This is a genomic window from Pseudomonas brassicacearum (genome assembly GCF_000585995.1).
Classification (GTDB): Bacteria; Pseudomonadota; Gammaproteobacteria; order Pseudomonadales; family Pseudomonadaceae; genus Aquipseudomonas; species Aquipseudomonas brassicacearum_A.
On record NZ_CP007410.1, the window covers coordinates 3,716,041 to 3,740,850 of the forward strand.

Annotated in this window: 17 protein-coding genes; 4 read left to right on the forward strand and 13 right to left on the reverse strand. The window is 61.6% G+C overall.

What is annotated here, in order from left to right:
• Positions 1-88: 88 nt before the first annotated feature.
• Entirely contained in the window at positions 89-5,701 is a 5,613-nt protein-coding gene (locus CD58_RS15605; protein WP_025213929.1) for a putative Ig domain-containing protein, read from the forward strand.
• A 670-nt stretch (positions 5,702-6,371) separates the two neighbouring features.
• Here the strand turns inward: CD58_RS15605 and CD58_RS31130 are convergent.
• From CD58_RS31130 to CD58_RS15630, 5 genes are all read right to left on the reverse strand, one after another.
• On the reverse strand, positions 6,372-6,527 hold the full coding sequence (locus CD58_RS31130; RefSeq protein ID WP_158482157.1) for a hypothetical protein: 156 nt from the start codon (positions 6,525-6,527) through the stop codon (positions 6,372-6,374).
• A gap of 143 nt (positions 6,528-6,670) precedes the next feature.
• The gene (locus CD58_RS15615) at positions 6,671-8,020 is read right to left on the reverse strand and encodes a TolC family outer membrane protein (protein ID WP_025213930.1); all 1,350 of its coding nucleotides are present in this window, start codon (positions 8,018-8,020) and stop codon (positions 6,671-6,673) included.
• Between the two features lie 2 nt (positions 8,021-8,022).
• Positions 8,023-9,393, reverse strand: coding sequence for an HlyD family type I secretion periplasmic adaptor subunit (locus CD58_RS15620; RefSeq protein WP_025213931.1), 1,371 nt, complete (start codon positions 9,391-9,393; stop codon positions 8,023-8,025).
• Complete coding sequence (locus CD58_RS15625) at positions 9,386-11,107, reverse strand: type I secretion system permease/ATPase (RefSeq protein WP_025213932.1); 1,722 nt, start codon at positions 11,105-11,107, stop codon at positions 9,386-9,388. Before CD58_RS15625 ends, CD58_RS15620 begins: the two co-directional genes overlap by 8 nt.
• A 359-nt stretch (positions 11,108-11,466) precedes the next feature.
• Entirely contained in the window at positions 11,467-12,867 is a 1,401-nt protein-coding gene (locus CD58_RS15630; RefSeq protein ID WP_025213933.1) for an amino acid permease, read from the reverse strand.
• Positions 12,868-13,246: 379 nt separating this feature from the next.
• On the opposite strand from CD58_RS15630, the gene CD58_RS15635 reads away from it, so the two are divergent.
• On the forward strand, positions 13,247-13,858 hold the full coding sequence (locus tag CD58_RS15635; protein WP_025213934.1) for a TetR/AcrR family transcriptional regulator: 612 nt from the start codon (positions 13,247-13,249) through the stop codon (positions 13,856-13,858).
• Between the two features lie 48 nt (positions 13,859-13,906).
• On the opposite strand, the gene CD58_RS15640 is transcribed toward CD58_RS15635, so the two are convergent.
• The 3 genes from CD58_RS15640 to CD58_RS15650 form a co-directional block, all read right to left on the reverse strand.
• Positions 13,907-15,010, reverse strand: coding sequence for a polyamine ABC transporter substrate-binding protein (locus tag CD58_RS15640; RefSeq protein WP_025213935.1), 1,104 nt, complete (start codon positions 15,008-15,010; stop codon positions 13,907-13,909).
• Positions 15,011-15,048: 38 nt separating this feature from the next.
• Positions 15,049-16,383, reverse strand: a complete 1,335-nt coding sequence (locus CD58_RS15645) for an alginate export family protein (protein WP_025213936.1) — start codon at positions 16,381-16,383, stop codon at positions 15,049-15,051.
• A gap of 119 nt (positions 16,384-16,502) precedes the next feature.
• Positions 16,503-17,765: a serine hydrolase domain-containing protein gene (locus CD58_RS15650; protein WP_025213937.1), complete on the reverse strand. Its 1,263-nt coding sequence runs from the start codon at positions 17,763-17,765 to the stop codon at positions 16,503-16,505.
• A gap of 277 nt (positions 17,766-18,042) precedes the next feature.
• On the opposite strand from CD58_RS15650, the gene CD58_RS15655 reads away from it, so the two are divergent.
• Positions 18,043-18,423 (forward strand): response regulator transcription factor, encoded by a 381-nt coding sequence (locus CD58_RS15655; RefSeq protein ID WP_025213938.1) that lies wholly within the window; start codon positions 18,043-18,045, stop codon positions 18,421-18,423.
• A 205-nt stretch (positions 18,424-18,628) separates the two neighbouring features.
• The gene (locus CD58_RS15660; protein ID WP_025213939.1) at positions 18,629-19,732 is read left to right on the forward strand and encodes a sigma-54 interaction domain-containing protein; all 1,104 of its coding nucleotides are present in this window, start codon (positions 18,629-18,631) and stop codon (positions 19,730-19,732) included.
• Positions 19,733-19,781: 49 nt separating this feature from the next.
• On the opposite strand, the gene CD58_RS15665 is transcribed toward CD58_RS15660, so the two are convergent.
• From CD58_RS15665 to CD58_RS15685, 5 genes are all read right to left on the reverse strand, one after another.
• Positions 19,782-20,543 carry an ABC transporter ATP-binding protein gene (locus CD58_RS15665; RefSeq protein ID WP_025213940.1) on the reverse strand — a complete coding sequence of 254 codons (762 nt, stop codon included), beginning with the start codon at positions 20,541-20,543 and terminating at the stop codon, positions 19,782-19,784.
• A gap of 57 nt (positions 20,544-20,600) precedes the next feature.
• Positions 20,601-21,926 (reverse strand): ABC transporter substrate-binding protein, encoded by a 1,326-nt coding sequence (locus CD58_RS15670; protein WP_025213941.1) that lies wholly within the window; start codon positions 21,924-21,926, stop codon positions 20,601-20,603.
• A 71-nt stretch (positions 21,927-21,997) separates the two neighbouring features.
• A complete protein-coding gene (locus CD58_RS15675) occupies positions 21,998-23,065 on the reverse strand; it encodes a branched-chain amino acid ABC transporter permease (RefSeq protein ID WP_025213942.1) in 1,068 nt (355 codons plus the stop codon).
• A gap of 12 nt (positions 23,066-23,077) precedes the next feature.
• On the reverse strand, positions 23,078-23,959 hold the full coding sequence (locus CD58_RS15680) for a branched-chain amino acid ABC transporter permease (protein WP_025213943.1): 882 nt from the start codon (positions 23,957-23,959) through the stop codon (positions 23,078-23,080).
• A gap of 67 nt (positions 23,960-24,026) precedes the next feature.
• A complete protein-coding gene (locus CD58_RS15685; protein ID WP_025213944.1) occupies positions 24,027-24,809 on the reverse strand; it encodes an ABC transporter ATP-binding protein in 783 nt (260 codons plus the stop codon).
• Between the last annotated feature and the right edge of the window lies 1 nt (position 24,810).

Genomic DNA, 24,810 nt, shown 5'->3' on the forward strand with positions numbered 1-24,810 from the left:
CTTTTGCGCTCCGCTGAGTCATAACACCGAGGTTGCCGATGGAATATTGGCATCTAGCGCGGTTAAAGCCAGATACGGAGATAAGCTCATGATTTTCAACGTACAAGATTTTGGCGCCAAAGGAGATGGCATCACCGATGACACGGCGGCGATACAAAGTGCGATTGATGCGGCGGCCGCGGCAGGTGGAGGTCAGGTGTACATGCCGACCGGAACTTATATCGTTTCGGCAGGCGAGGAACCGTCCGACGGCTGTTTGATGCTGAAAAGCAACGTCTACCTGTACGGCGACGGCATGGGCGAGACCACGGTCAAGGTGGCTGATGGCTCCGACACCAAGATCACCGGCGTTATCCGATCGGCCTATGGCGAGGAAACCCACGATTTCGGGGTCAGCAACCTCACCATCGACGGCAACCGCGACCACACCACCGGCAAGATCGACGGTTGGTTCAACGGCTACATTCCCGGCGAAGAAGGCTACGACTCCAACGTCACCCTCGACAGCGTCGAGATCAAGGATTGCTCCGGGTACGGTTTCGACCCGCACGAGCAGACCGTCAACATGGTTATCAAGAACAGCGTGTCCCACGGCAACGGCCTGGACGGTTTCGTCGCGGACTTCCTCAGCGACAGCACCTTCGAGAACAACGTCGCCTACGACAACGACCGCCACGGTTTCAACGTCGTCACCAGCACCCACGACTTCACCATGACCAATAACGTCGCCTACGACAACGGCGGCAATGGCATCGTGGTCCAGCGCGGCAGCGACGACATTCCCTCCCCCAGCAACATCACCATCACCGGTGGCGAGGTGTACGGCAACGGTGCCGAAGGCGTGCTGATCAAGCTCTCTAGCGAAGTCACCGTCACCGGTATCGACATCCATGACAACGCCAGCGCCGGGATTCGCATCTACGGCAGCAACCACGTCGAGGTCATCGACAACACCCTCAACAACAATTCCCTGGGCAGTGCCGTACCGGAAATCATCATCCAGTCCTACGACGACACCCTGGGCGTGTCCGGCAAGTACTTCAACGGCAGCGATAACCTCATCCAGGGCAACATCATCAGCGGCAGCGACCTGTCGACCTACGGCGTCGCCGAGCGCAATGAAGACGGCACTGATCGCAACGCGATCATCGCCAATACCATCAGCCACACCAGCAAGGGCGCCACGCTGGTCTATGGTGACGGCAGCTATGTCAGCGCCACGGTGCCGATGACCACCGTGCAAGGCACGGCTGGCAATGACACCCTGCTGGGCAGCAGCGCCAGCGAGATTTTCTACGGCGCGGCCGGCAACGACACCATCAACGGTGGCGCCGGCAACGACATTCTGGTGGGCGGCGCGGGCCTCGATAAACTCACCGGCGGCACGGGCGCCGATACGTTCCGGTTCGTCGCTCAGTCGGATAGTTACCGCAACGCGACCACCAGCTTCGATGACACCATCACCGACTTCGATGTCACCCAGGACAAGATCGACCTCGCCGGCCTCGGCTTCACCGGGCTGGGCAATGGCCGTGGCGGCACCCTGCAGGTCAGCTACAGCGCCAGCAACAACCGCACCTACATCAAGGACTTCGACGCCGATGCCAGCGGCAATCGCTTCGAGCTGATTCTCTCGGGCAACCTGGCCAGCACCCTGACGGCCAGCAACTTCATCTTCAACCGGGTGATCACCGGCACCAGCGGCAGTGACTCGCTGTTAGGCAGCGATGCGGCCGACACCTTGCTCGGCCTGGCGGGCAATGACAGCCTCAGTGGCGGCGCCGGCGACGACAAGCTCGACGGCGGTGCCGGCATGGACACCCTCACCGGTGGTGCGGGGGCGGATACCTTTGTGTTCGCCAATCGCCTCGACAGCTACCGCAACTACAACACCGGTGGCGCCAACCTCGGCGACCTGATCACCGACTTCAACGTCAGCGCCGACAAAATCGACCTCTCGGCCATGGGTTTCACCGGCCTGGGGGATGGCAAGAACAACACCGTGTACCTGGTACTCAACAGCGCCGGCACCAAGACCTACATCAAATCCCTGGAGGCCGACGCCAATGGCAACCGCTTCGAAGTGGCGCTGGACGGTAATTACCTCAACACCCTGACCAGCGCCAACTTCGTCTTCGCCACCACGTCGCCGACCAACCAGGCGCCCGTGCTGGCTACGCCGCTGGTGGATCAGAACGCCACCGAAAACACCCCGTTCAGCTACGTGGTGCCGGCCACCAGCTTCACCGATCCAGATAACGACAGCCTGAGCTACACCGCCAAGCTCGCCAATGGCAGCGCCCTGCCCAGTTGGCTGACCTTCGATGCCGCCACTCGCACCTTCAACGGCACGCCGCCCGACACCGCGTCGGGCACCTACTCGATCCAGGTCACGGCCACCGATGGCAGCAACGCCACCGTCAGTGACAGTTTTACGCTCGCCGTGCAGGACGTCCCCGCCGCCATTGTGATCAATGGCACGCCGAACAACGACACGCTGACCGGCACTGCGGCCAATGAACAACTGTTCGGTGGCGCGGGCAACGACACCCTCAATGGCGGCGCCGGCAACGACATCCTGGTCGGCGGCACCGGGGTCGACAAACTCACTGGTGGCACTGGCGCCGATGTGTTCCGCTACACCTCGAAACTCGATAGCTACCGCACTAGTTCCACCAGCGCCAGCGACCAGATCCTCGACTTCGACGTGACCGCCGACAAGATCGATGTGTCGGCCCTCGGCTATACCGGCCTGGGTAACGGGCTCAACGGTACTCTTCAGGTCACTTACAGTTCGTCGACCAACCGCACCTACCTCAAGGACCTCACGGTCGACGCCAACGGCAACCGGTTCGAGATCTCGATGGCGGGCAACTTCGTCAGCAGCCTGACGGCCAATCACTTCGTCTTCGCCGACCAGACCAACCCCACCAACGTGGCCCCGGTCGTGGCCACCCCACTCCTGGACCAGAACGCCAGTGAAAGCACGCCATTCAATTACACCGTGGCGAGCAACAGCTTCACCGACGCCAACCAGGATGTGCTGACCTACACCGCGACCCTCGCCAACGGCAACGCCCTGCCCACCTGGCTGAGTTTCAATGCCACCAGCCTGACCTTCAGCGGCACGCCAACCAGCACCGCTGCGGGCAACTACGATGTACTGGTCAAGGCTACCGATCCCTCAGGCGCCTCGGTCAGCGACAACTTCAGCCTGGTGGTGGCCGATGCGCCCGCCAACACCATTACCGGCACCAACAACGCCGAAACCCTCAACGGCACGACAGGCGCGGACCTGATCCTCGGCCTCGGCGGCAACGATACGATCAAGGCCGGTACCGGCGCGGACATTGTCGACGGCGGCGCCGGACGGGACTCGTTGTACGGTGGCGATGGCGCTGACACGTTTCGCTACAACAACCTGTCCGACAGCTACCGCGACTACGACACCGGTGGTGTCACGGCCACCGACACGATTTACGACTTCACCGTTGGCGTCGACAAAATCGACGTGTCAGGGCTGGGCTTTCTCGGCCTCGGCGATGGCAGCAACGGCACGTTGTACATGACCCTGAACGCGGCTGGCGACAAGACCTACATCAAGTCCGCCGAAGCCGACGCCGATGGCAATCGCTTCGAGATCGCCCTCAACGGCAACTACCTCAACACCCTCACCGCCAATGACTTCGTCTTCGGCGAACGCGCCCAGCAGGACATTCTCTACCTGCCAACCCTCGGCCAATCCAATGCGCGCCTGTTGCGCATGACCGAGGACGACGACCAATCCGGCACCTCGATGCTGGTCAATGACCTGAACCGCTACACCACCTACGACGTGCGCAGCCAGTTCACCGATGCCGATGGCAACGGTATCGACATCGCGGTCGGCGGCAGCACCGTCAACGGCCTGTCCACCCTCAGCCCCGAGGAACTCCAGCTGTGCTGGTGGCTGACCGACACCAACCAACCCGGGCCGGCACTGTTGCGGGCGGTGACGTTGCTGCGCGACCAGCGCACCGAACTGCAGTCGATCGACAACGTGACCATGGGCATCATCTGGGGCCAGGGCGAGGAAGCCGCCCAGGAAATCGCCCGCGCCACGGACAAGGCCGCGGCGGCAGCGGCCTACAAGGCTGCAACCTTGAAGGTGTTCGATTACCTGCACGCCCAGTTCGGCAACTTCAGTGTGTACATGATGGAGACCGGGCACTACGAGCAGGACGCGGCGCGTGCCCGCGGTTACTCGGAAGAGAAGATTGCCTCCATTGTCGAGGGCGTCGGCTATGTCCGCGCCGCCCAGGAAGCCATCGCCGCCGAACGCGCTGACGTCAAGCTGGCGGTGGACTACACCGACCTGCCCTTGCGCTACGAAGTCGATCCGCTGGTGTATCCCGACGACGTCTGGCACCTGCACGAAGAATCAGCGGAAATCGTCGGCCAACGCCTGGCCGACTACATCGCCGATGACCTGGGCTTCCAGGGCAATCCCAACGACAACAACAGCGTGCAGGACATTTTCGACAACGCTCAGAACCAGGGCGGACAGATCTCCGGCACCGACCAGGACGATACCCTGGTGGGCAGCTCCGGCAACGACAAGATCGATGGCGACCTGGGCGCCGACACCATGACCGGCGGCGATGGCAACGACATCTACGTGGTCGACAACGCGTTCGACAGTGTGGTGGAAACCAACACCTCGGCCTCGCAGATCGACACCGTGCAGGCTTCGGTCAGTTGGACCCTGGGCGCCAACCTCGAGAACCTGGTACTCACCGGCATATCGGAGATCGACGGCACCGGTAATGAGCGGCGTAACTTCATCACCGGCAACGCCGCCCATAACGTGCTCGATGGCGCCGCCGGGGCCGATAGCCTGAGCGGTGGCGATGGTGACGACACCTATTACGTCGATAACACCAGCGATACCGTGATCGAGACCAACAGCAATGCGGTGACGGGAGGCATCGACAGTGTGCACAGCAGCCTGGCCGCCTATACCCTGGGTAGCAACGTCGAGAACCTGTATATCGACAGCACTGGCGCTGCCAATGGCACGGGCAACGCACTCGACAACACGCTGTTCGCCGGCGCCGGCAACAACATCCTGGATGGGCGCGATGGCAACGACACGGTGTCGTTCGAACGAGCCCTGGCCGCTGTTACCGTGAACCTCTCGACATCGGCGCAACAAAACACGGTGGGTTCCGGGCTCGACACCTTGAAATTCATCGAGAACCTGACGGGAAGCGCCTATGCCGACAGTCTGTCCGGTAACAGCGCGGGGAACATCCTGGATGGTGGTGCAGGCAACGATACGCTGGTGGGCGGTTCGGGCGATGATCGGCTGATTGGTGGTGCAGGCACCGATAACCTTACCGGCGGCACGGGCGCGGATACCTACGCGTTCAACGCGCTGTCGGACATGGGCGTCGGGGCTTTGCGCGATGTGATCAGCGGTTTCAAGAGCGCGGAGTTCGACAAGCTGGACCTCACTGGGTTGGACGCTAATCCGTTGACCGCCGATGTCGATGCCTTCACTTTCATTGGCAGTAATGCCTTCGACGCTACCAACGCCACCGGCCAGTTGCGCTTTGCCGATGGCATTGTCTACGGCAGTACCAATGCCGACGCCACGCCCGAGTTTGAATTCGAGCTCGTGGGCGTCAAGGAGCTGCATGCCAGTGACTTTACCGCCTGAGTCTTGAGCGCTGCTACGGCGAGCTAGCTTCCTCGCTACAGGCAGTGCTGTTCACTTAAGAAAACGGTGCTTCTTCCTGGGGGGGCGCCGTTTTTTTTTGGGGGGGGTTTGGACTTTTGATTTGTGTGTATATCCGTTTTTTTGGTAACGGCGACTTATGGTTCCGCTCTTACAGCGGCTCACTTTTGAGAAGCGCAAAAGTAAGCAAAACGCTCTTGCCCCACCACTCGGCACCTCGCCTAGGCTCGGTGTGCCCTCACTCCGGCATTGCTCCGTGGGCCGCCGCGAAGGGCCATCCATGGCCCAGCGCGGCTAACCCGGCATCCATGCCGGGTTGCCCACTGCGCAATACCTGCGTTCGGCCAGCGTGGTTTAACGGGGCGCCTAAGATCAAAAGCCGGGCGAGGCGGCCTGATAGCCGACCTGGTTCAGGTGGGACCGCGTTCTTCCTGTGGGAGCGGGCTTGCTCGCGAAAGCGGAGGGTCAGTTTGTGGTGATGTTGGCTGTGCTGACGCCATCGCGAGCAAGCTCGCTCCCACAGGTTTTTTGTGTTGTTTGCAGATGCCATGAACGCCCACAACCCCATGTGGGAGCGAGCTTGCTCGCGATAGCGGTGGTACAGCCACATAGATGCTGGATATACCCCACTCTTGCTTTGCTTTGCTTTGCTTTAGATCTTGATCTTGATCTGGGCGCCCCATAAAACCACGCTGGCCGAACGCAGGCATTGCGCAGTGGGCATCCCGGCATGGATGCCGGGATAGCCGCGCTGGACCATGGATGGTCCTTCGCGGCGGCCCACGGAGCAATGCCTGCGTTCGGGCATGCCGAGCCTAGGCGAGGCACCGAGTGGTGGGGCAAAGCGCTTTTGGTTACTTTTGGCGCTCTTCCAAAAGTGACCCGCTGTAAGAGCGGAACCGCCAGCAGCCGTTACCGCAGAAACGGATATACACACGCCCCCCAGACGTCTCAAAACAGATTCTGCACCTGCTCCAGAACCGCGCGATTCATCTGGCCAGTGTGGGTGTGCAGGCTCACATAGCTCTGCAACATGTCGAGCTTGGTGTTAAGCAAATCTCGACGCGCCTGGAATAGCCGCTGCTGTGCATCAAGAATATCCACCGTAGAGCGTACACCACCCTGGAAGCCTTTTTCCGTGGAAGTCAGGGCCCGTTGATTGGACTCCACCGCCCGTTGCATCGCCTTGCTCTTGGTGAACCCGGCCACCACCCCCAGATAATCGGCTTCGATATCCTCGGCCAATTGTTGACGCTGCACATCATAGTCGGACTGGGCACCGGCCAATTGCGCTTCCGCCTTGGCCACCGAGGCCCGCACCGCACCGCCTCGATACAACGGAATATCCAGCTGGACCCCCACGTAGTAGGTGTCCTGGCGCGGGTCCAGTTCCTGGTACTGGCGGGTTTCCCGGCGGGTCAGCTGAGTGGTCAGCGACAAGGTTGGATAATGCCCGGCGCGCTGGCTGTCGGCCTGCGCCTCGGCGACTTTCACCGCCGCCAGCCGGGCCGCCAGTTCGGGGCTGGCCTCACGGGCGATCGCCGTCCAATAGGACAAATCCTGCTCCGGCGGGATCGGACTGCCGGCGGCAAGCTCCTCGCGCATCGGCTGGATGTCATCGATGGGCACGCTGGCGCGGCCGGATAACGCCCGCAGCGCCGCCACTCGACGGGCCTGGGCTTCGGTCTCCTGGGCCTCTACCAGGTCGAGCCGGGCCTGGGCCTCATCGATATCGGTGATTGCTCCCTGGCCGCCCTGATAGAGCTTTTTGCTCTGGGTGACCAACCCACTGATGACGGCTTTCTGCTGAGCGATCAACTTGATCTCGTTCTCGGCCCGGGCGACGTCGAAATAGCCCTTGGCAACCCGGTCGTACAGGGTCTGGCCGGCGACATCGAACAGCTGGCTGCCCAGCTTCCCCCGGGCCTTGCCCTCCTGATACGCCGCCCAGCGCCCCTTGTCGTAGAGCGGCTGTTGCGCCGCCAACGTGACGTTGTTCGCCTGGTAATCGTTACTGTTGACGTAGCCGCTATCGTCGCCGCCGTCGGTACGCCCGCCGTAGCCGTAACGCGATGTCAGCGACACTTGCGGATAGAGGCCGCCACGACCGATGTCCTCTTCATGCCGTGAAGCTTCGAACGCGTGGGCGGCCGATTGCACGGTCGGATCGTTGAGGCGTGAGGCATCATAGGCAGCGGTCAGGCTCAAGCCACCGTCGGCGGCCCACACAGGATTGATCACGGCCCAACTGGTACACAGGCTTAGCAATAGACGAGAGCGATAGCGGCAACGGTCGGTCATGCTCATTCCTCCTTGAAGGCCGCAAGCAAGCGTTCGCGCAGGGGTTTCATCAGGTAATTCATCAAGGTGCGCTCGCCCGTCACCACCGTGACATCGGCGAGCATGCCCGGGCGCACCCACAACCCGGCGGCCTGCAGCGAGGCCACCGTATCGGCGGGAATCTCGACCTTGGCCGAGAAGTACGGCTGGTGCGTCTGTTCGTTGATCAACTGGTCCGCCGACACCGTGGTCACGGTACCGGTGACCGTCGGTGTGTCCACCCGCTGCAGCGCGGTGAAATGCACATGCACCGGCAACCCCGGGCGCAATTTGTTGGCCATCAGCGGCTCGAAACGCGCGGTAATCGCCATCGGCGCATCCAGCGGCACCACCTGCATCAGGTTTTGTCCGGCTTGCACGACGCCGCCCACCGTGTGAATGCTGACGTCCATCACCTGCCCGGCCACGGGCGCACGGATCGCCCCGTTGTCGACTTCGAACTGCAAGGCGCGGATCTGATCGACATAGCCGGCCGCCTCGGCGGACACCTCGCTGAGCTGGGTTTCGGCATCGCGACGAAACTCCTGTTGCGCCTGCAGGGCCTTGAGCCGACTTTCGTTGATCGCCTGGCGAGTCCTGCCGACATCGCCCACGCCGGAAGCAATCTGACCGGCCAGTTGAGCCGCATTGCGCTCGGCCTCGAAGAGCTTGTTGCGCGGCACGTAGCCTTCCCGCGCGAGGTCCCGCAGGCCTTCGAGTTCCTGTTGCTGGAACCGCATTTGTGCGTCGTAGTTACGCTTGACGCCTTCATAGCCGAGCAACTGCTGCTGCAACGCGGCGGCTTCGTGCTCGATGATCTGCAAACGACTGCCCAGCTCCGCGCGGCGGGTCATGAACAACTGGGTCTGCAAGGCCATGGCGGCCTTGACCCGTGGCTCGTCGGCGCGGGCCAGCAACTCGGCGGGCCATTGGATCTCGGCGCTGCCCAGGCGCTCGGCAATCAATCGCGCCTCGACACTGCGATCGTTAAGCAACTTGCCCAGGGTCACGTCCCGTTGTGACTGCGCCTGCACCGTGTTGAGCTGCACCAGCAACTGGCCCTGGCTGACGCGATCGCCATCGCTGACCAGCAGCTTTTCCACCACCCCACCCACCAATGACTGCACCGCCTTGCGCTCGCCCGCCACCACCACGGTGCCACTGCCCACGACGCCCTGGTCGAGCGGTGCCAGACAAGCCCAGAGCAGCGCACCGCCCAGCGCCACGACCAGGAAAGCCACGCCATAGCGAGCGGCACCGCCCGCGTCGGTACTGGCGCTCGGCAGCGTATTGCCGCTGCGCACACTCAGCCCTTGCTCGCTGTACGCTTGGGTACCCGGGGTCAAATCACGCATCTCCGCCAGCCTCCCTTACCGCGGCCGATCTGGGGCCTGGCATCAAGGCCTTGAGCACCCGGTCCCGGGGGCCGAAAGCGTGTTGGGTACCGTCCTTGAGCACCAGGATGTGATCGACCACCGCCAGCACATTGGGCCGATGGGTAATCAGCACTACCGTGCTGCCAGCGGCCTTGAGCGCACTGATGGCCTGCACCAGCGCCAGCTCGCCGGCCTCATCCAGATTGGAGTTGGGCTCGTCGAGCACGATCAGCGTCGGGTGGCCATAGAGTGCGCGGGCCAGGCCGAGGCGTTGTTTCTGCCCACCGGACAAGCCAAGTCCACCGGGTCCCAACGGTGTGTCGTAGCCCTTGGGAAACCTCAGGATCATCTCGTGGATACCGGCGTGACGGCTGGCGGTGATGATTTTGTCGGCGTCCTGCTCGCCGAAACGGGCAATGTTGTCGGCAACCGTGCCATCGAACAGCTCGATGTCCTGCGGCAGGTAGCCCAGGTGCGGGCCGAGGGCATCGTGGGACCATTGGCCGATTTCGGCACCGTCCAGGCGCACCGATCCGCCCATGGCCGGCCAGACCCCGACCAGCGCCCTGGCCAGGGTCGACTTGCCGCTGGCGCTGGCGCCGACAACGGCGAGCACTTCACCTTTGGCCAGGCTGAAATTAATGCCGCGCAGGATCGGCTGCGTGGCACCGGGCGGACCGACATACACCTGCTCCAGGCGCACTGCGCCGGTCGGCGGCGGCAAGGGCATGCGCAGGCGGTCGCGTGGATGCTGGATCAAGAGCTGGCTCAGTCGCTGGTAGCTCTGGCGCCCGGAGTTGAATTGCTTCCATGAGCCGATGGCAATTTCCACCGGTGCCAAGGCGCGCCCCAGCAGCAGCGACATCGCAATCATCATGCCCGCCGACAATTGGCCTTCGAGCACCAGCAACGCCCCGAGGCCCAGGGCCAACGATTGTCCAGAGATACGCACGAAACGGGTGGTCGAAGTGATACGCGCGCTGCGGTCGCTGGCATGGGCCTGGGCAGCAATGATGCGTTGTTGCAGCAAGCTCCAGCGCTGGCGCAACGGTCCGAGCATGCCCAGGGCCTGGATGACCTCGGCATTGTGCAGCGTGCTGTTGACATAGATCGACGACTGCACGCCCAGCCGATTGGCCTCCCCCAGGCGTGTCCGAGTCGCCAGCTCGCCCCACAGCGCCAGGCCGATCAGCACCAGGGCGAGCACCAGCGTCAGAATCCCGAACCAGGGATGGAAGATGAACGCCACCAGCAGGAAGATCGGCAACCACGGCGCATCGAGCAAGGCAATCAGCCCCTGCCCCGTGATCAACTGCCGCAGCGTGGCCAAGTCGCTGAGTACCTGCGCCGGGTTGGCGTTGTGCTCGCGCAGGCTGCGGGCGAAGGCGGCGTCGAAAATCCGCTCGCCCAAGGCATCGTCCAGCCCCGCGCTCATGCGAATCATCACCTGGCCGCGCACCCACTCGATCAGACCGCTGAACATGAACAGTCCGAGGGCGATCAAGGTGAGCATGAACAAGGTGGTTTCGTTGCGGCTGGTCAGCACCCGGTCATACACCTGCATCATGTAGAGCGAGGGCACCAACACCAGCAGATTGATCACGCCGCTGAACAATGCCAGGGACCAGAACACCCGGCGATAACTGAGCAAGGCAGCATCAATGTCATGACGCGGATCGAGTAGAAAACGCATAGAGAATCAACCCGCAATGGAATAGTCGGTCCCGGCGCAATCCATCGCGAGTTATTTGCCCTAAGGCGTCAAAAAAAAGAGCGTCATGTTGCTGACGTGTCGCGATCGGAGCCGATCGTCGCCGCTACAGACGCCAAGTACTGACAACGTAACCAAAGGTTAGTTGCCAGCATGGAGCCAGTGTTTTTTACCCGATAACGGGCAGGAAGCGGCACGTCAAGACAGACGGCTGGGCGGGCTGGACAGGCTTTGCAGAAAAGCCGTGTCGGCGCAAGGCGCTGTCGCGCCGACAAGGCTAAGGGAGACGGGTGTACGGGTGGGCGATGGACGGGGGCAATTTGAATCAGGGACGGCCTGGTCTAACCCAGGGAAGCCGCCCTCTCAGCCGGCGACGGATGGCGCGAGGTGATCAGTCCGATAAAGGAAATGACCAGGGCCAATCCAAGAGTGGTGCTGACCTCGCTGCGGTGCTCCGGCGTCACCATCATGACGGTCAGGGCGCCAGTGATGAACACAATGACCAGCCAGGTGAGCCAGGGAAACAGCCACATGCGCAAGGGCAACTCGACATTCTGGCGCGACAGCATCCGACGCATGCGCAACTGAGACACCGCAATCACCAGGTACACCAGCAAGGCGATGGCGCCGGAACTGGCGAGCAGGAACTGGAACAAGCCTGCGGGCATGAAGTAGCTGAACAAGGTGACACCCAGCCCCAGCACGGTGCTGGCAATCACGGCCGCCCTTGGCACGCCGACCGATGACGTCACTTTCGCCGCCTTCGGTGCATCACCCCGCCGACCCAACGAGTACAACATGCGCGAGGCAATGTAGATCGAGGAGTTCATGCAACTGGCCACGGCAATCAACACCACCACATCCACCATGAATTTGGCGTGGGGAATGTTCATCAATTCCAGCGCCCGCTGGTAGGAACCCACCGAAGCCAGGAGCGGATCGTTCCACGGCACCACCGAAATGACCACGAAGATCGACAACAGATAGAACACGCCAATGCGCCAGATCACCGAGCGCGTTGCCTTGGCGATGTTCTGCGCAGGGTTGCTGGATTCGGCCGCGGCGATGGTCACCGCCTCCGTACCGATGAAACTGAACATGATGGTGATGAAGGCGCCCACGACGGCCGACAGGCCATTGGGCGCAAACCCGCCATGTTCCTCCATCAGTCGAGTCAAGCCACTGGCCTCACGCTCGGGAATCCAGCCCATCAACACGGCGAACCCCAGGGAAATGAAACCGATGATCGCCACGACCTTGGCCATGGCGAACCAGAACTCGAACTCCCCGTACTTGGACACGCTGAACAGGTTCGTCACGGCCAGGGCAATGATCGACACTGAGGCGAACAGCCAGGCATCGATGGCGGGAAACCATTGGTTCAGTACATGGCCGGCGGCGAGCGCTTCGATGGGGATCACCAGCACCCAGAACCACCAGTAGAGCCAACCGATGGTGAAGCCTGCCCAGCGTCCGATGGCCTGGTCGGCATAGGTGGAAAATGAGCCGGTGTCCGGGTTGGCGACCGCCATCTCACCCAGCATGCGCATGACGAGCACCACCAGCAGGCCCGAGAACAGATAGGCCAGCATGACGGCCGGGCCCGCGGCTGCGATGGCGTGGCCTGATCCGACAAACAGGCCTGCGCCGATAATCCCGGCAATGGAAAGCATGGTGACGTGACGAGGCTTGAAGCCCTGTGCCAAGTGGCCGTTCGAATCCTTGAAGTTCGGGCTGGTCATTTTCTTATTCTCTTGTGAATCGACATTGAGGCGCGCTGAGGGACAGTGGGTGTTCTGCGTTTTCGCCCCCTCCTGAAAGCGGCACATCTTGAATGTTTGATCCACCCTCAAGCACTGGCGCCCTGCGGTGAAAAGTTGCGCCACGTTACCCGTCTTCCCTCTCGAGTCAGTTACCTGAGCGCGCCGTCCGAGTGCCTGATCTCGCCAGGCAAGACATGGCGTTTTGCCTCGTTTGGGCGTCTGGGCTGCGCCCGAAAGCCCCTCGTCGACCAGGCCCGCGGCGAAATAAATGCTTTAAAGATTTTACTCAGTTAAGTATTTTGCATGGACCCTGAGGGGCTATGCGATGCCCTCCTCTTTCCAACGACAAGGACCTCCCGTGAGCGGACTGCGTGAACGTCAAAAAGCCGAACGACGCCAAGCCATCAGTAAGGCGGCGGTGGAACTGTTCGAGCGCCAGGGTTTCCAGGACACCACCATCGAACAAATCGCCAGTCAGGCCGGGGTGTCGGCGCCCACTGTGTTCAAGTACTTCGGCAACAAGCAGGAGATCATCCTTGAGATCCTGCACGAGGCCGACCAGCGTGCGCTCAAGGACACCCGCAGCCAGATCCCGGAAATAGAGGATCCTGTCGAAGCGCTGTGCTACCTGGAACGGCTGCTCACCGGTTATGCCTTGGAAGTCATGCACCCCAGCCTCTGGCGTGAGTTGCTGCCACTGATCCTGTTTGGGGGTAACAACGGACTGCCTGAAGGTTATCGCGCCATGAACGATGCGCTCAGGGCTGAAATCAGCGGTTTGATCAGAGAGTTGCAGCAGGCTGGCAAGCTGCGCGACGACCTCGACGTCGAACTGGCCGCGTTCCTGCTGAACGACTACTCGCACCTGCAGCTGTACAGGCTGGTGAACCAGGAACAGCCGGATATCGAAGCCCATTCCACGCAGGTCCGGCGTATCACCGAGCTGCTGTTCCATGGCATGCGCGCCTGAGCACATCCACCGATGAGCGCCCGGCGTCGTGACGCCGGGCCACCCTGATCAGCGATTGGTCTTGATGGCGGTCCAGGTGCGGGTGCGGATCCGCTCCACGGCAGCCGGCACGGGCTCCAACATAAACAGGGTTTTGCGAGCTTCGTCCGGTATGTACATGGCCGGGTTGCTACGAATCTCTGCATCCACCAATGCCGTGGCGTCCTTGTTCGGATTGGGGTAACCGATCTTGTTGCTGATCCGGGCAATCACATCCGGACGCAAGATGTAGTTGATGAAGGCGTAGGCCTCCGCGGTATGAGGGGCATTGGTAGGCACCATCATTACGTCCGCCCACATCGGCGCACCTTCCTTGGGTAAGGCCATCGCCACCTTGACGCCTTTGCCAGCGGCATCGGCCAGTCGCGTCGCCAAGGCTACGCCGCCAGACCAGCCCACCCCGACGCAGATCTCACCGTTGGCCAGGTCCATGCCATAGCGTGACGAATTGAAATAGGTGATGTACGGGCGAACAGTGCGCATCGCCTCCTGGGCCTGCGGGTAGTCCTCGCGCTTCTGGCTGTTAGGATCCAGGCCCTTGTAATGCAGGGCGATGGGCACGATCTCGTTGGCCGCATCGAGAAAACCGACGCCGCAACTGGCCAGCTTGGCCATGTTCTCTTCCTTGAAGATGATGTCCCAGGTGTTCATCTGCACATCCGCACCGAGTACCTGCCGGACCTTGTCGACGTTGTAGCCGATCAGGGTCGTGCCCCAAAGATACGGTGCCGCGTAGCGATTGCCTTCGTCGCCGACGGCTTCCAGGGTTTTCATGAACTCGGGGTCCAGGTGCTGCCAGTTGGGCAATTGGCTGCGGTCCAGGGGCTGGACGGCGCCGGCGGCAATCAGGTGGCTGACGTTGGAACTGCTGGGGTAGACCACGTCATATCCGGAGTTACCGGTCAGGAGTTTGGACTCCAATGTCTCGACGCTGTCGAAGACGTCATAGATCGGGCGGATGCCGGTTTCCTCCTGGAAGCTCTTGAGGATTTCCGGCGGCAGGTACTCGATCCAGTTGTAGATCCGCACTGTCCGCTCTTCGGCCAGGCTCACGCCACTGACCAGCATTGAAACGACAGCACCCAGCAAGGTGTTACGCAAAAACAGGTTCATGATGAAAACTCCAGCGCGGCCGCGAAGGCTCGCGGCACTTAATAGCGGTAGGTGAAGTAGAGTTCCAGCGCGCTGAATTTTTGATCGTCGCCAAAGACCTGCTTGGCCGCAGCCATGGGTTTGACCCAGTTGTAGGACAGCGAGGTGCTCAACGACTTCGAGGCAGCCCAATCGAGGAAGATTACGCTCTCATCGGCAAAACGTCGGTCACTGACGGCTGCGCCCATGTAGTTTTTTTCGTCCAGCCAGAACTGGTAGTGAATTGCGCCGAGCGTGAGGGTTTCGTTGAGGTGGGTCTTGAGGGAGAACTGCTGGACGTTTTCGTTGCTGTTGAACAACAGGTAGTTGCCCACGACGTCACCCACCAGCCAGGTGCCCCAATCGATGAACCCTTTGCTGAGGGGGTCCCAGGATTCCTGGCGGTTGTCGCTGAGGTCAGCGTCGCCGGAAAAACTGGCGTAGCGATAACCGAGAATCGGCGTCAGCGGCAACGTATCGAAGGCATAGTCCGCCTGGCCGTACCAGGCCTTGGCATCGTAGTCGACCCCGGCACCACTGCCCCGCTGCAGTGCATATTCAGCGCTCAACGTCAGTGCCGGCAGGCCCGGCACCTTGGCATTGAGCGCCCGGAGGTTATACACCTGCATCCCGTCCCGGCTTAACGGCGTAGTGCCCTTGGGCGCGAGGGCATCAACCTTCATCGCCATGGCGCCCAGCGTCACCTGGCCGTCGAGGTTGTAGTCCAGGTTGACGCCGGTCATCCGGAAATCACCCAGGTCATCGTCGGTACGCAAGGTGAAGGCCTGGGTCTTCAGCGCGCCATGATCCCAGGCCAGGATGGCGGAATCCTTGAACGCGGTTCTCGGTGCGAGCCAATAGGCACCGTCGTCGAACTGATCAAGGTTACCGTCCATGACGATGAAGCCAGTGCCGATCATGTAGTTCTGGCGGCCTGCGGTGAATTTCCACTCCCCGGCCCGGAAACCACCGTAGAGCTCTTCCACGGCTACGTCGCCATCGGAGCTGCGCGTGAAGCCGCCGGCATCGCCATCGCCCACGGTGGTCGCCGCCACGAACGAACCACCGGCCAGCAGGCTGAAGTCCGGTTGCAAGGCGTAGTCCAGCGTGACACCGGGTTTGATGTAGAACTCCTGCCAATCGATTTTCGTCCCGTCATTGCGGCGACTGCGCAGATCAACCCGGCCAGCGCCGAAATTGACGTTGCGCGTGAAGACCGTCGACGCACCGGCCGTGAGATTGACCTCACCCTTGAGGGCTCCGTCTTCGAAGGTATAGCCCGCCAGCGCCGCCTGGGCGGTCAGGGGTAAGCCGAACGCTAAGAGCGCTCGAGACCAACGTGTCATGCAAACCATATGAAGCTCCTGTGTGATTATTGTTGTTACAGGGCAGTGAATGGCGGCGCAGAGCGTCGCCAACACCTGGCCGGGCCAGGTGAACGGAACGCAAATCTCTTGTTTTTTATCGGGCAACGTCAGCGGGCAAGATCCGCCGCGATGGCACGCAGCATGCGCACGCTGTCCCCGTCGAATGGGCTGACGGCTTCGCCCAGGGACGACTGCTTGACGATCACCACGCCAGAGGGCTTGTCGACGAACAGGTATTGGCCGTGAATGCCCCCGGCCATGAGTGCCTGGGAGTGGTCATTGAAGACGTACCACTGGCTGCGGTAGGACGCGCCAGGGGTCCACGCCGAGAAATCGGGGCTCGTGGCGTAGATCGCTGGGTCCGAACCGGCGGCGATCCGGGCGATCGTCTCGCTCGAGAGCAGTTGCCTCCCATCCAGGCGGCCATCGTTGGCGAGCAGTCGACCGAAGCGCGCCATGTCTCGCAAGGTCGCACTGAAACCGGCACCGGCAACGCTGCGCCCCCAAGGGTCGGCCATGAAGTAGCCGTCGCGCTCACAGCCCAACTGGCTCCAGATATCTTGCAGCAACTCGTGACAGGCCTTGCCGCCAGCACGTTCCATGACCCAGGCCAAGGCTTCGGTGGTGGCGGTCACATAATGAAAAAACCCACCGTGGCTGCCACGTTTTCTGAGAGACGGCAGGTATTGGTACAGGGATTCGAACTGGGCGTATTGCGCCGGTGCCGGCTGGAAACCACAGGCGTAGCCGTACTGGGAGCTCTCGGAATTCGGATCCTCATAGACCTCGCTGTAGTCGATGCCCACGGCCATGTCGAACAGCTGTCGTACGCTGGCGTCCGCAAATGCGCTGCCCGCCAGTTCCGGCACGTAATGGACGGCGGGCAACGCTGGATCCAGGACGCCCTCACTGACCAGCTGTTCGCCGAGGGTGCCGATCAGCGACTTGGTCACCGAAAACATCACGTGTCGGTCCTGGGGCCGCTGACCGTTGAAGTACCGTTCAAACAGCACCGTGTCGCCTTGCAACACCAGGAAAGCGTCGGTCTGACTGGCGATCAGGTGCTCGATAACGCTGATGCTCAAACCCGACTCGCTGTCGAAGTGCAGCTCATCCAGCGGCCGAGCGGCCTGTTTGAACGCGTTGGCCGGTCCGGTCCCCGCCTGCACATCAATGGAGGGACGCAGGCGCGCCAGGTTGCGGAACCCCCATTGATTGAACGGTGGTTGCATCCAGTTGTGCCAAGTGACGCGGCGGTGAGGTTCGGCTGGAAAGCCTTGCATAAGCAATGGCGCGATGCGTGGATCGGATGACGATTCAATCGCCCCGACGTAAAGACTGGCCAACGAAGGCAGGGTGTTCTGACTCATCGGGTTGCCCCTGAAAATGACTCTGCGTGAAAGCAGATGCAGGAGAATAATTACCCGATGTAATTTTTTAGTCAATAAATCTTTTTATCAGAAAAACGTCTCTGTCCTGAGCCCTCCCTACTCAATAATCCTACCTATGCCTGAGGGATGCGCTTGCGCCAGCATCCTGGCCAGACTTCGACCCTTTCGTCTTAGTGAGCTATACGCAGGTATAGTTTTTCGCCTTATGAGACCGCGTATCTTGTCGGTACGACAGGCGCTGTTGCGAGCTGACCCCATGACGCAAAATATCCACAAGCGCACCACAACGACTATTGCAGTGGTTGATGATGACGAGTCCGTCCGGGCAGCCTTGGATAGCTTGTTGCGCTCCAGTGGCTATAGCGTTCGAACCTACCGCAGTGCCTTGGAGTTCCTTGGCGCAAACGCCACCGCCGAAACCCACTGCTTGATTTCCGATATCCAGATGCCCGGGATGAGTGGCATAGAACTGCACGAGCGGCTCAGCGCAATGGGCCTGCGGATTCCCACCCTATTCATCACGGCTTACCCCGGCCTCGGCGCCGACACGCCGGGGCTGGTCGCCTGCCTGCCGAAACCTTGTGAAGCCGACGAGCTGTTGAGCTGCATCGTAACCGCCCTGCGCCAACGGCACTGAGGCCGCGCGGCACAGGTCTGCCAGTGCGGATTCATGGTGCTCGCTGCGAGTTAAAGACTTAAACAAATAACCAAAAGTTATTTGTTATACATTTTTTATATCATTTAGATTAAGCCTTAAGCCGAATGGCTCGCGCGGTGCTGCCATCAAGGAGCGTTGGCACTCACCTCCCTTAGTCATTGCAATTCATTAACGGGCCACCGTCATGCAGCTTCTAACGCTTCCCCCCTCTCCCGGCTTGGCTACCTCCATACGTGCCACGGCCCAGGTCTTTGAAGACCCTACTTCCCGCGCCTTGCTGGCCCATCTGCAACAGGTGGCGCCCAGTGATGCCAGTGTGTTGATCATCGGCCAGACCGGTACCGGCAAAGAGCTGGTGGCGCGCCACGTACACAACCTCAGCGCCCGGCGTGACAGGCCGTTCGTGGCGGTCAACTGCGGGGCGTTTTCCGAGACGCTGGTAGAGGCCGAACTGTTCGGCCACGAGAAAGGTGCCTTTACCGGTGCGTTGACGGCCAAGGCCGGTTGGTTCGAAGAGGCCGACGGCGGCACGCTGTTTCTCGATGAAATTGGCGACTTGCCGCTGCCGATCCAAGTCAAGCTGCTGCGAGTGCTCCAGGAACGCGAAGTGGTCCGCCTGGGCTCGCGCAAGAGCATCAAGATCAATGTTCGGGTACTGGCAGCCACCAACGTGCAGTTGGAAAAAGCCATCAACGCCGGGCACTTTCGCGAGGATCTGTATTACCGACTCAATGTGGTCAGCCTGGTGCTCAAGCCGCTGCGCGAACGCCCCGGCGACATCCTGCCGTTGATACGCCACTTCATTGCCGAGTACAGCCGTCGGCTGGGTCACGGCGAGGTCTCGCTGGATGCCCAAGCGCAGCGCAAATTGCTCGACTATTCCTGGCCGGGGAATATCCGCGAGCTGGAAAACGTCATCCATCACACGCTGCTGATCTGCCGCAGCAAAGTGATCGGCGAACAGGATCTGCACCTGTCAAATTTTCGTATCGAGCGTCAGGACAACCCGCCGCCATCTGCCCCTGAAACCGCAGAAGCGCTCCTGCAAAAAGCCTTCGAGAGACTGCTCGAGCAGGAGCATGGCGACTTGTATGAGAAGGTCGAAGCCGAGCTGCTACGGGTCGCCTACCGCTACGCCAACTGCAATCAGGTCCACACTGCCAGCCTGTTGGGCCTGAGTCGCAATGTCACCCGCACGTTGCTGATCAAGATTGGCGAACTGGTGGTCAACAAACGCCGTCCGACGCTCAGTACGCGGGACGGCCAGGTCATCAACCTTTCAACCTGAGTTCGCCACAGGAGCCAGGTGTGTCCCCTCGCCACAGGTTCAGCGGTGCTCACAGCGCTGCTGCCCGCGCGCCCAGGTAAAAGTCCTGGAGATCGCTGCGGGCTGCCAGTTGCTCGGCGCTGCCTTCACTGACCACACGACCGCTTTCCAACACGTAGCCATGGTGGGCGTAACGCAGCGCGGTGTTGATGTTCTGTTCGGCAATCAAGAAGCTCACACCATCACGCTGATTGAGTTGCCGGACGATCTCGAAGATTTCCTCGACAATCTGCGGCGCCAACCCCATCGACGGCTCGTCCAGCAAGACCAGTTGCGGTTCGGCCATCAGCGCACGGCCTATTGCGATCATCTGTTGCTCGCCTCCCGAGGTGTAGCCGGCCAGGCTTTTGCGGCGCAATTTCAGGCGCGGAAAATGCGCGTACACCCGCTCCAGGGCGGACAGGAGCTGGCGTCGCGGAACCCGCCGCGCCAGCGCGCCAGTCAGGAGGTTTTCCTCCACGCTCAACTGGGCAAAGCAATGCCGCCCTTCCAGCACTTGCACCAGGCCATTCGCCGCCAAGGTGTGCGGGGCACTGTGGGTCACCTCCTGCCCCTGATAGACAATCCGCCCCCGTACCACCTCACCGCGTTCGGCGCGTACCAGGTTGGAAACCGCCTTCAGCGTGGTGCTTTTACCCGCGCCATTGGCGCCCAGCAGCACCACGACCTGTCCTTTGGCGACGTTCAGCGACACGCTGCGCACGGCCAGGATGGTCTGTTCGTAGAGCACTTCAATATCGTCGACCTGCAGGATTGGTGTGTTCGTCGTCATGCGGTTTCGCCTCTTCGGGTAGCGACCGGACGCTTGCGCCCGGGTCGCCGCGATGCCTCAGGATTCCTTGCTGCAATCGCGCGGGGTAATGCCTCTTTCCCGGGCGTACTGGTGCGAAGAAGCTTCGATGATCGGCCGCAACAAGGCGCGGTCGGCCTGGACCCAGTCACTGATCAACTTCCACTGAGTACCGTCCCATTGCTGGAAGCGCACCGCGCCACCGCCTTCATGGTCCGAGCAGGACAACTGCAACGGCTGAACCAATCCCAACGCCCCCAGTTCCTTGAGTCGGGCGTCGTCGAGCTTGAGGTGCTCGAAGCCCCAGCGCACCTGCTCACCGGTCAGCGGCTGCTTGCCGAACTTCTGCTGGGCGATGCGCACGGCTTCGACGTTGAGGATGCCGTTGACCACGCCGAGGTTGTAGTACACGGTGCCGAAACGCTTGGGGTCGGCCAGGTCGCCCTTGCCGGCATCGACCACTTGCTGCTTGATGCCCTGCAACACCGGGAAATCGGTGCCCGATGGGTGCGTGGTGATGGCGATGAAACCCTTGGCCGCGGCACCGGCCGGCGCGGCGTCATCCTCGGAGTTACTCCAGATATTGCCGATGATGTGGTCAGCCGGGAAGCCGACCTTCTGCGCGGTTTTCAGCGCCACCGGGTTCATCACGCCCCAACCGCGCAAGATCACCCAGTCGGGTTTTTCCCGGCGGATATTCAGCCATTGCGACTGCTGCTCGTTGCCCGGGTGCGGGACCTCCAGCAGGGTCAGCGCAAAGCCGTACTTGTCCGCCAGGGTCTGCAACACCTCATTGGTTTCCTTGCCGTAGGGTGAGCCGTGATACAGGGTGACGATCTTCAAGCCCTTGAGTTTGTCCAGCCCACCCGCCCGCTGGCCGATGTAGTTGATGATCGCCGACACTTCGGAATAAGGGTTCAGCTGCAACGGGAAGACGTAGGGAAACACACTGCCATCGGTGGAATCCGTGCGCCCGTGGTTGATGGTGATCAGCGGCAGTTTGTCGGCCGTCGAACGCTCCAGCGTAGCGTAGGCGATGCCCACCGACAGCGGGTTGGTGGCCGCCGCCGGTGCGCCGTTCAAGCCTTTCTTCAGGCGCTCGTAGCACTCGACACCTTTCTCCACCACGTACTCGGTTTCACATTCGCTCCAGGTCAGCTTGACGCCGTTCACCCCGCCGTTGGCGTTGACGTACTTGAGGTAGTCGATGAAGCCGCCGAAAAAACCGGTCCCACCGGCCGCATAAGGACCGACGCGATAGCTTTGCAACGGGAAGTATTGTTCATTGTCCGCCTGGACCGTGAAGGCGGCGGCGGTGAGGCTGAACACTAACGCCAGACTGCTGGCGATTGATCGTTTGAACATCGGATTTTCCTTGTAATGAAGCCAGTGATAAGCCAACAGAATGGAAGTGAAACCTGCGTGGTGCGGTTCGCTCAGTAGCGCAGCGGCCACAGCCGTGCACGCTCGCGAAATGTCTGCCAGAGGCGCGCAAGGCCCTCTGGTTCCTTGATCAAAAACACAATGATCAAGGCGCCGAATATCATCTTCTGCAGGTTCTCCACCTGGCCGGCATCGACCAGGCCGCCGGGCAGCAGCGACACCAGGTTAGAGAGCAGGACAGGAAACAGGACGATGAAGGCTGCCCCGAGGAAGTTGCCCAGCAGGCTGCCGAGGCCACCGATAATGATGATGAACAGGATCTGGAACGACCGGTTGAGATCGAAACCATGGGGCTCCACGGTGCCCAGGTAAGCGAAGGCCCACAGGGCGCCCGCCACCCCAAGGAAAAACCCGCTGATGGCGAACGCCAGCAACTTGGTTTTCGCCAAGGGAATGCCGATGATCGCGGCGGCGGTGTCCATGTCACGCACCGCCATCCAGTTGCGCCCCAACTCGCTGCGCACCAGGTTTTTGCCCAGCCAGAACAGCGCCACGACCACCGTCAGGGTCAACAGATAGCGCCCGACGGGTGCGTCCAGGTTCACCCCGAAGACCTCCAGGCGTGGCGCGCTGATCACGCCCGAGGCGCTGTTATTGGAAAACCAGCTGAAGCGGGTCAACGCCCAGGTCACGAAGAACTGCGCCGCCAGGGTCGAGACCAGCAGGTAGAAGCCCTTGATGCGCAGGCTCGGCAAGCCGAACAGCACCGCCACCAAGGCCGCCGTCAACCCGCCCAGGGCAATGCTGAGTAACAACGGCAAGGCCGCGACACGCACTTCGAGGTTGTAGGTGGCAAAGGCCCCGACCGCCATGAACGCCGCGGAACCGAGGGACAACTGCCCGGCATAACCGGTCAGCAGGTTGAGCCCCAACCCGGCCAGGGACAGCACCAGGAAGGGAATCAGGATCGCACTGAACCAGTAATCGTTACCCAGCCAAGGCACCACGACGAAGGCAAACAGCAAGAGCGCGACAAGCCCCTGACGGTCCTGGCGCAGGGCGAAGACCCGGCGATCCTGGGCATAGCGTGTGCTGAACTGGCCTGCTTCTCGATACAACATGATGCGCCTCCCCTAGACCCGCTCGATGGCCCGTTCGCCAAACAACCCCGCCGGACGCACCAGCAGGAACAGCAGCGCCAGCACGTAGGGAAACCAGTTCTCGATGCCGCTGCCGATAAAGGGCCCGAGGTACACCTCCGCCAGCTTTTCCGAGGCGCCGATGATCAGCCCACCGACAATCGCCCCGCTGATGGAGGTAAAGCCGCCAATGATCAGCACCGGCAAGGCCTTGAGCACCACCAGCGAAAGCGAGAACTGCACGCCCAGGCGCGCGCCCCAGAGCAGGCCGGCGACCAGCCCGACAAACCCCGCCACCGCCCACACCACCACCCAGACTCGCTGCAAGCGAATGCCCACGGCCAACGCCGCCAGTGGATCGTCGGCCACCGCCCGCAACGCCAGCCCCAGCCGGGTCTTGTTGAACAGCCAGGACAACAGCAACACCAATCCGGCCGCCGTCAACGCGGCAAAAATGTCGAACTGCGACAACAACATCCCGCCCAGTTCCAGCGGTTCGTCGCTGATGCCCAGGTCCAGGCCGTGCACCTGGGCGCCCCACAGCGCCTGGGCGAAGCCTTCGATGACGTAGGAGAGTCCGAGGGTGGCCATGAACAGGGTGATGGGCGAGCGGTTGACCAACGGGCGCAGCACCACACGCTCCACCGCCACCGCGATCAGCACCATCGCCGCCAGGCTGATGAGGAACGCCAGCCAGAACGGCACCCCACGCTCCAGCAGGCTGACGAAGGTCAGTGCCGAAAACAGCACCATCGCCCCCTGGGCGAAATTGAACACGCCGGAGGCCTTGTAGATCAGCACAAACCCGATGGCCACCAAGGCGTACATCACCCCCGCCAACAGCCCGCCAATCAATACTTCAAAGAAAAATTCCATGCCTGTTCCTGTTTTGCGGGCGCAACTTGCCTGCCCTCCCTGACGGGAAAGCGCCGAATAATCAATGTCAGTGTCGAGTGCCCAGGTAAGCCGAAATGACCTCGGGATTCTGCCGTACCTCTTCGGGCGAGCCATCGCCGATCTTGCGACCGTAATCGAGCACCACCACGTGATCGCTGATGCCCATGACCACGCCGATATCGTGCTCGATCAACACCACGGTAGTGCCCAGCTCCCGATTGATGTCGAGGAGGAAGCGGCTCATCTGCCGCTTCTCCTCGGCATTCATCCCGGCCATGGGTTCGTCCAGCAGCAACAGCCGAGGCTCCGCCGCCAGCGCCCGGGCCAGTTCCACCCGTTTCTGCAAGCCATAGGGCAATTGGCCGACCAGCACATCGCGCCAAGGCTGCAAGTGCAGGAACGCGATGACCCGCTCCGCCGCTTCGCGCTGGATATCATCCTCGGCCCGAGCGCGACCGATTCGCAGGGCCTGTTCAACCCAGGTGCTGCGTCGCTTGAGGCTGCGCCCGGTGAGTACGTTGTCGAGCACGCTCATGCCCTTGAACAGCGCGATGTTCTGGAACGTGCGGGCGATACCGCGCACCGCCACATCGTGGGCACGCATCCTGCGCCGCTCTTGCCGGTCAAACCGTATGCGCCCGTCCTGGGCGTGGTACACGCCGCTGATGACATTCAACAACGAACTCTTGCCGGCACCGTTGGGGCCGATCAAGGCGCAGATCTCACCCGCGGCAACACGAAAGCTGATGTCGGTGACCGCCTTGACGCCTTTGAACGACAGTGAAATATGCTCCAGCTCCAGCAAGTGCGTGGCGGCCGTCCGTGTCATG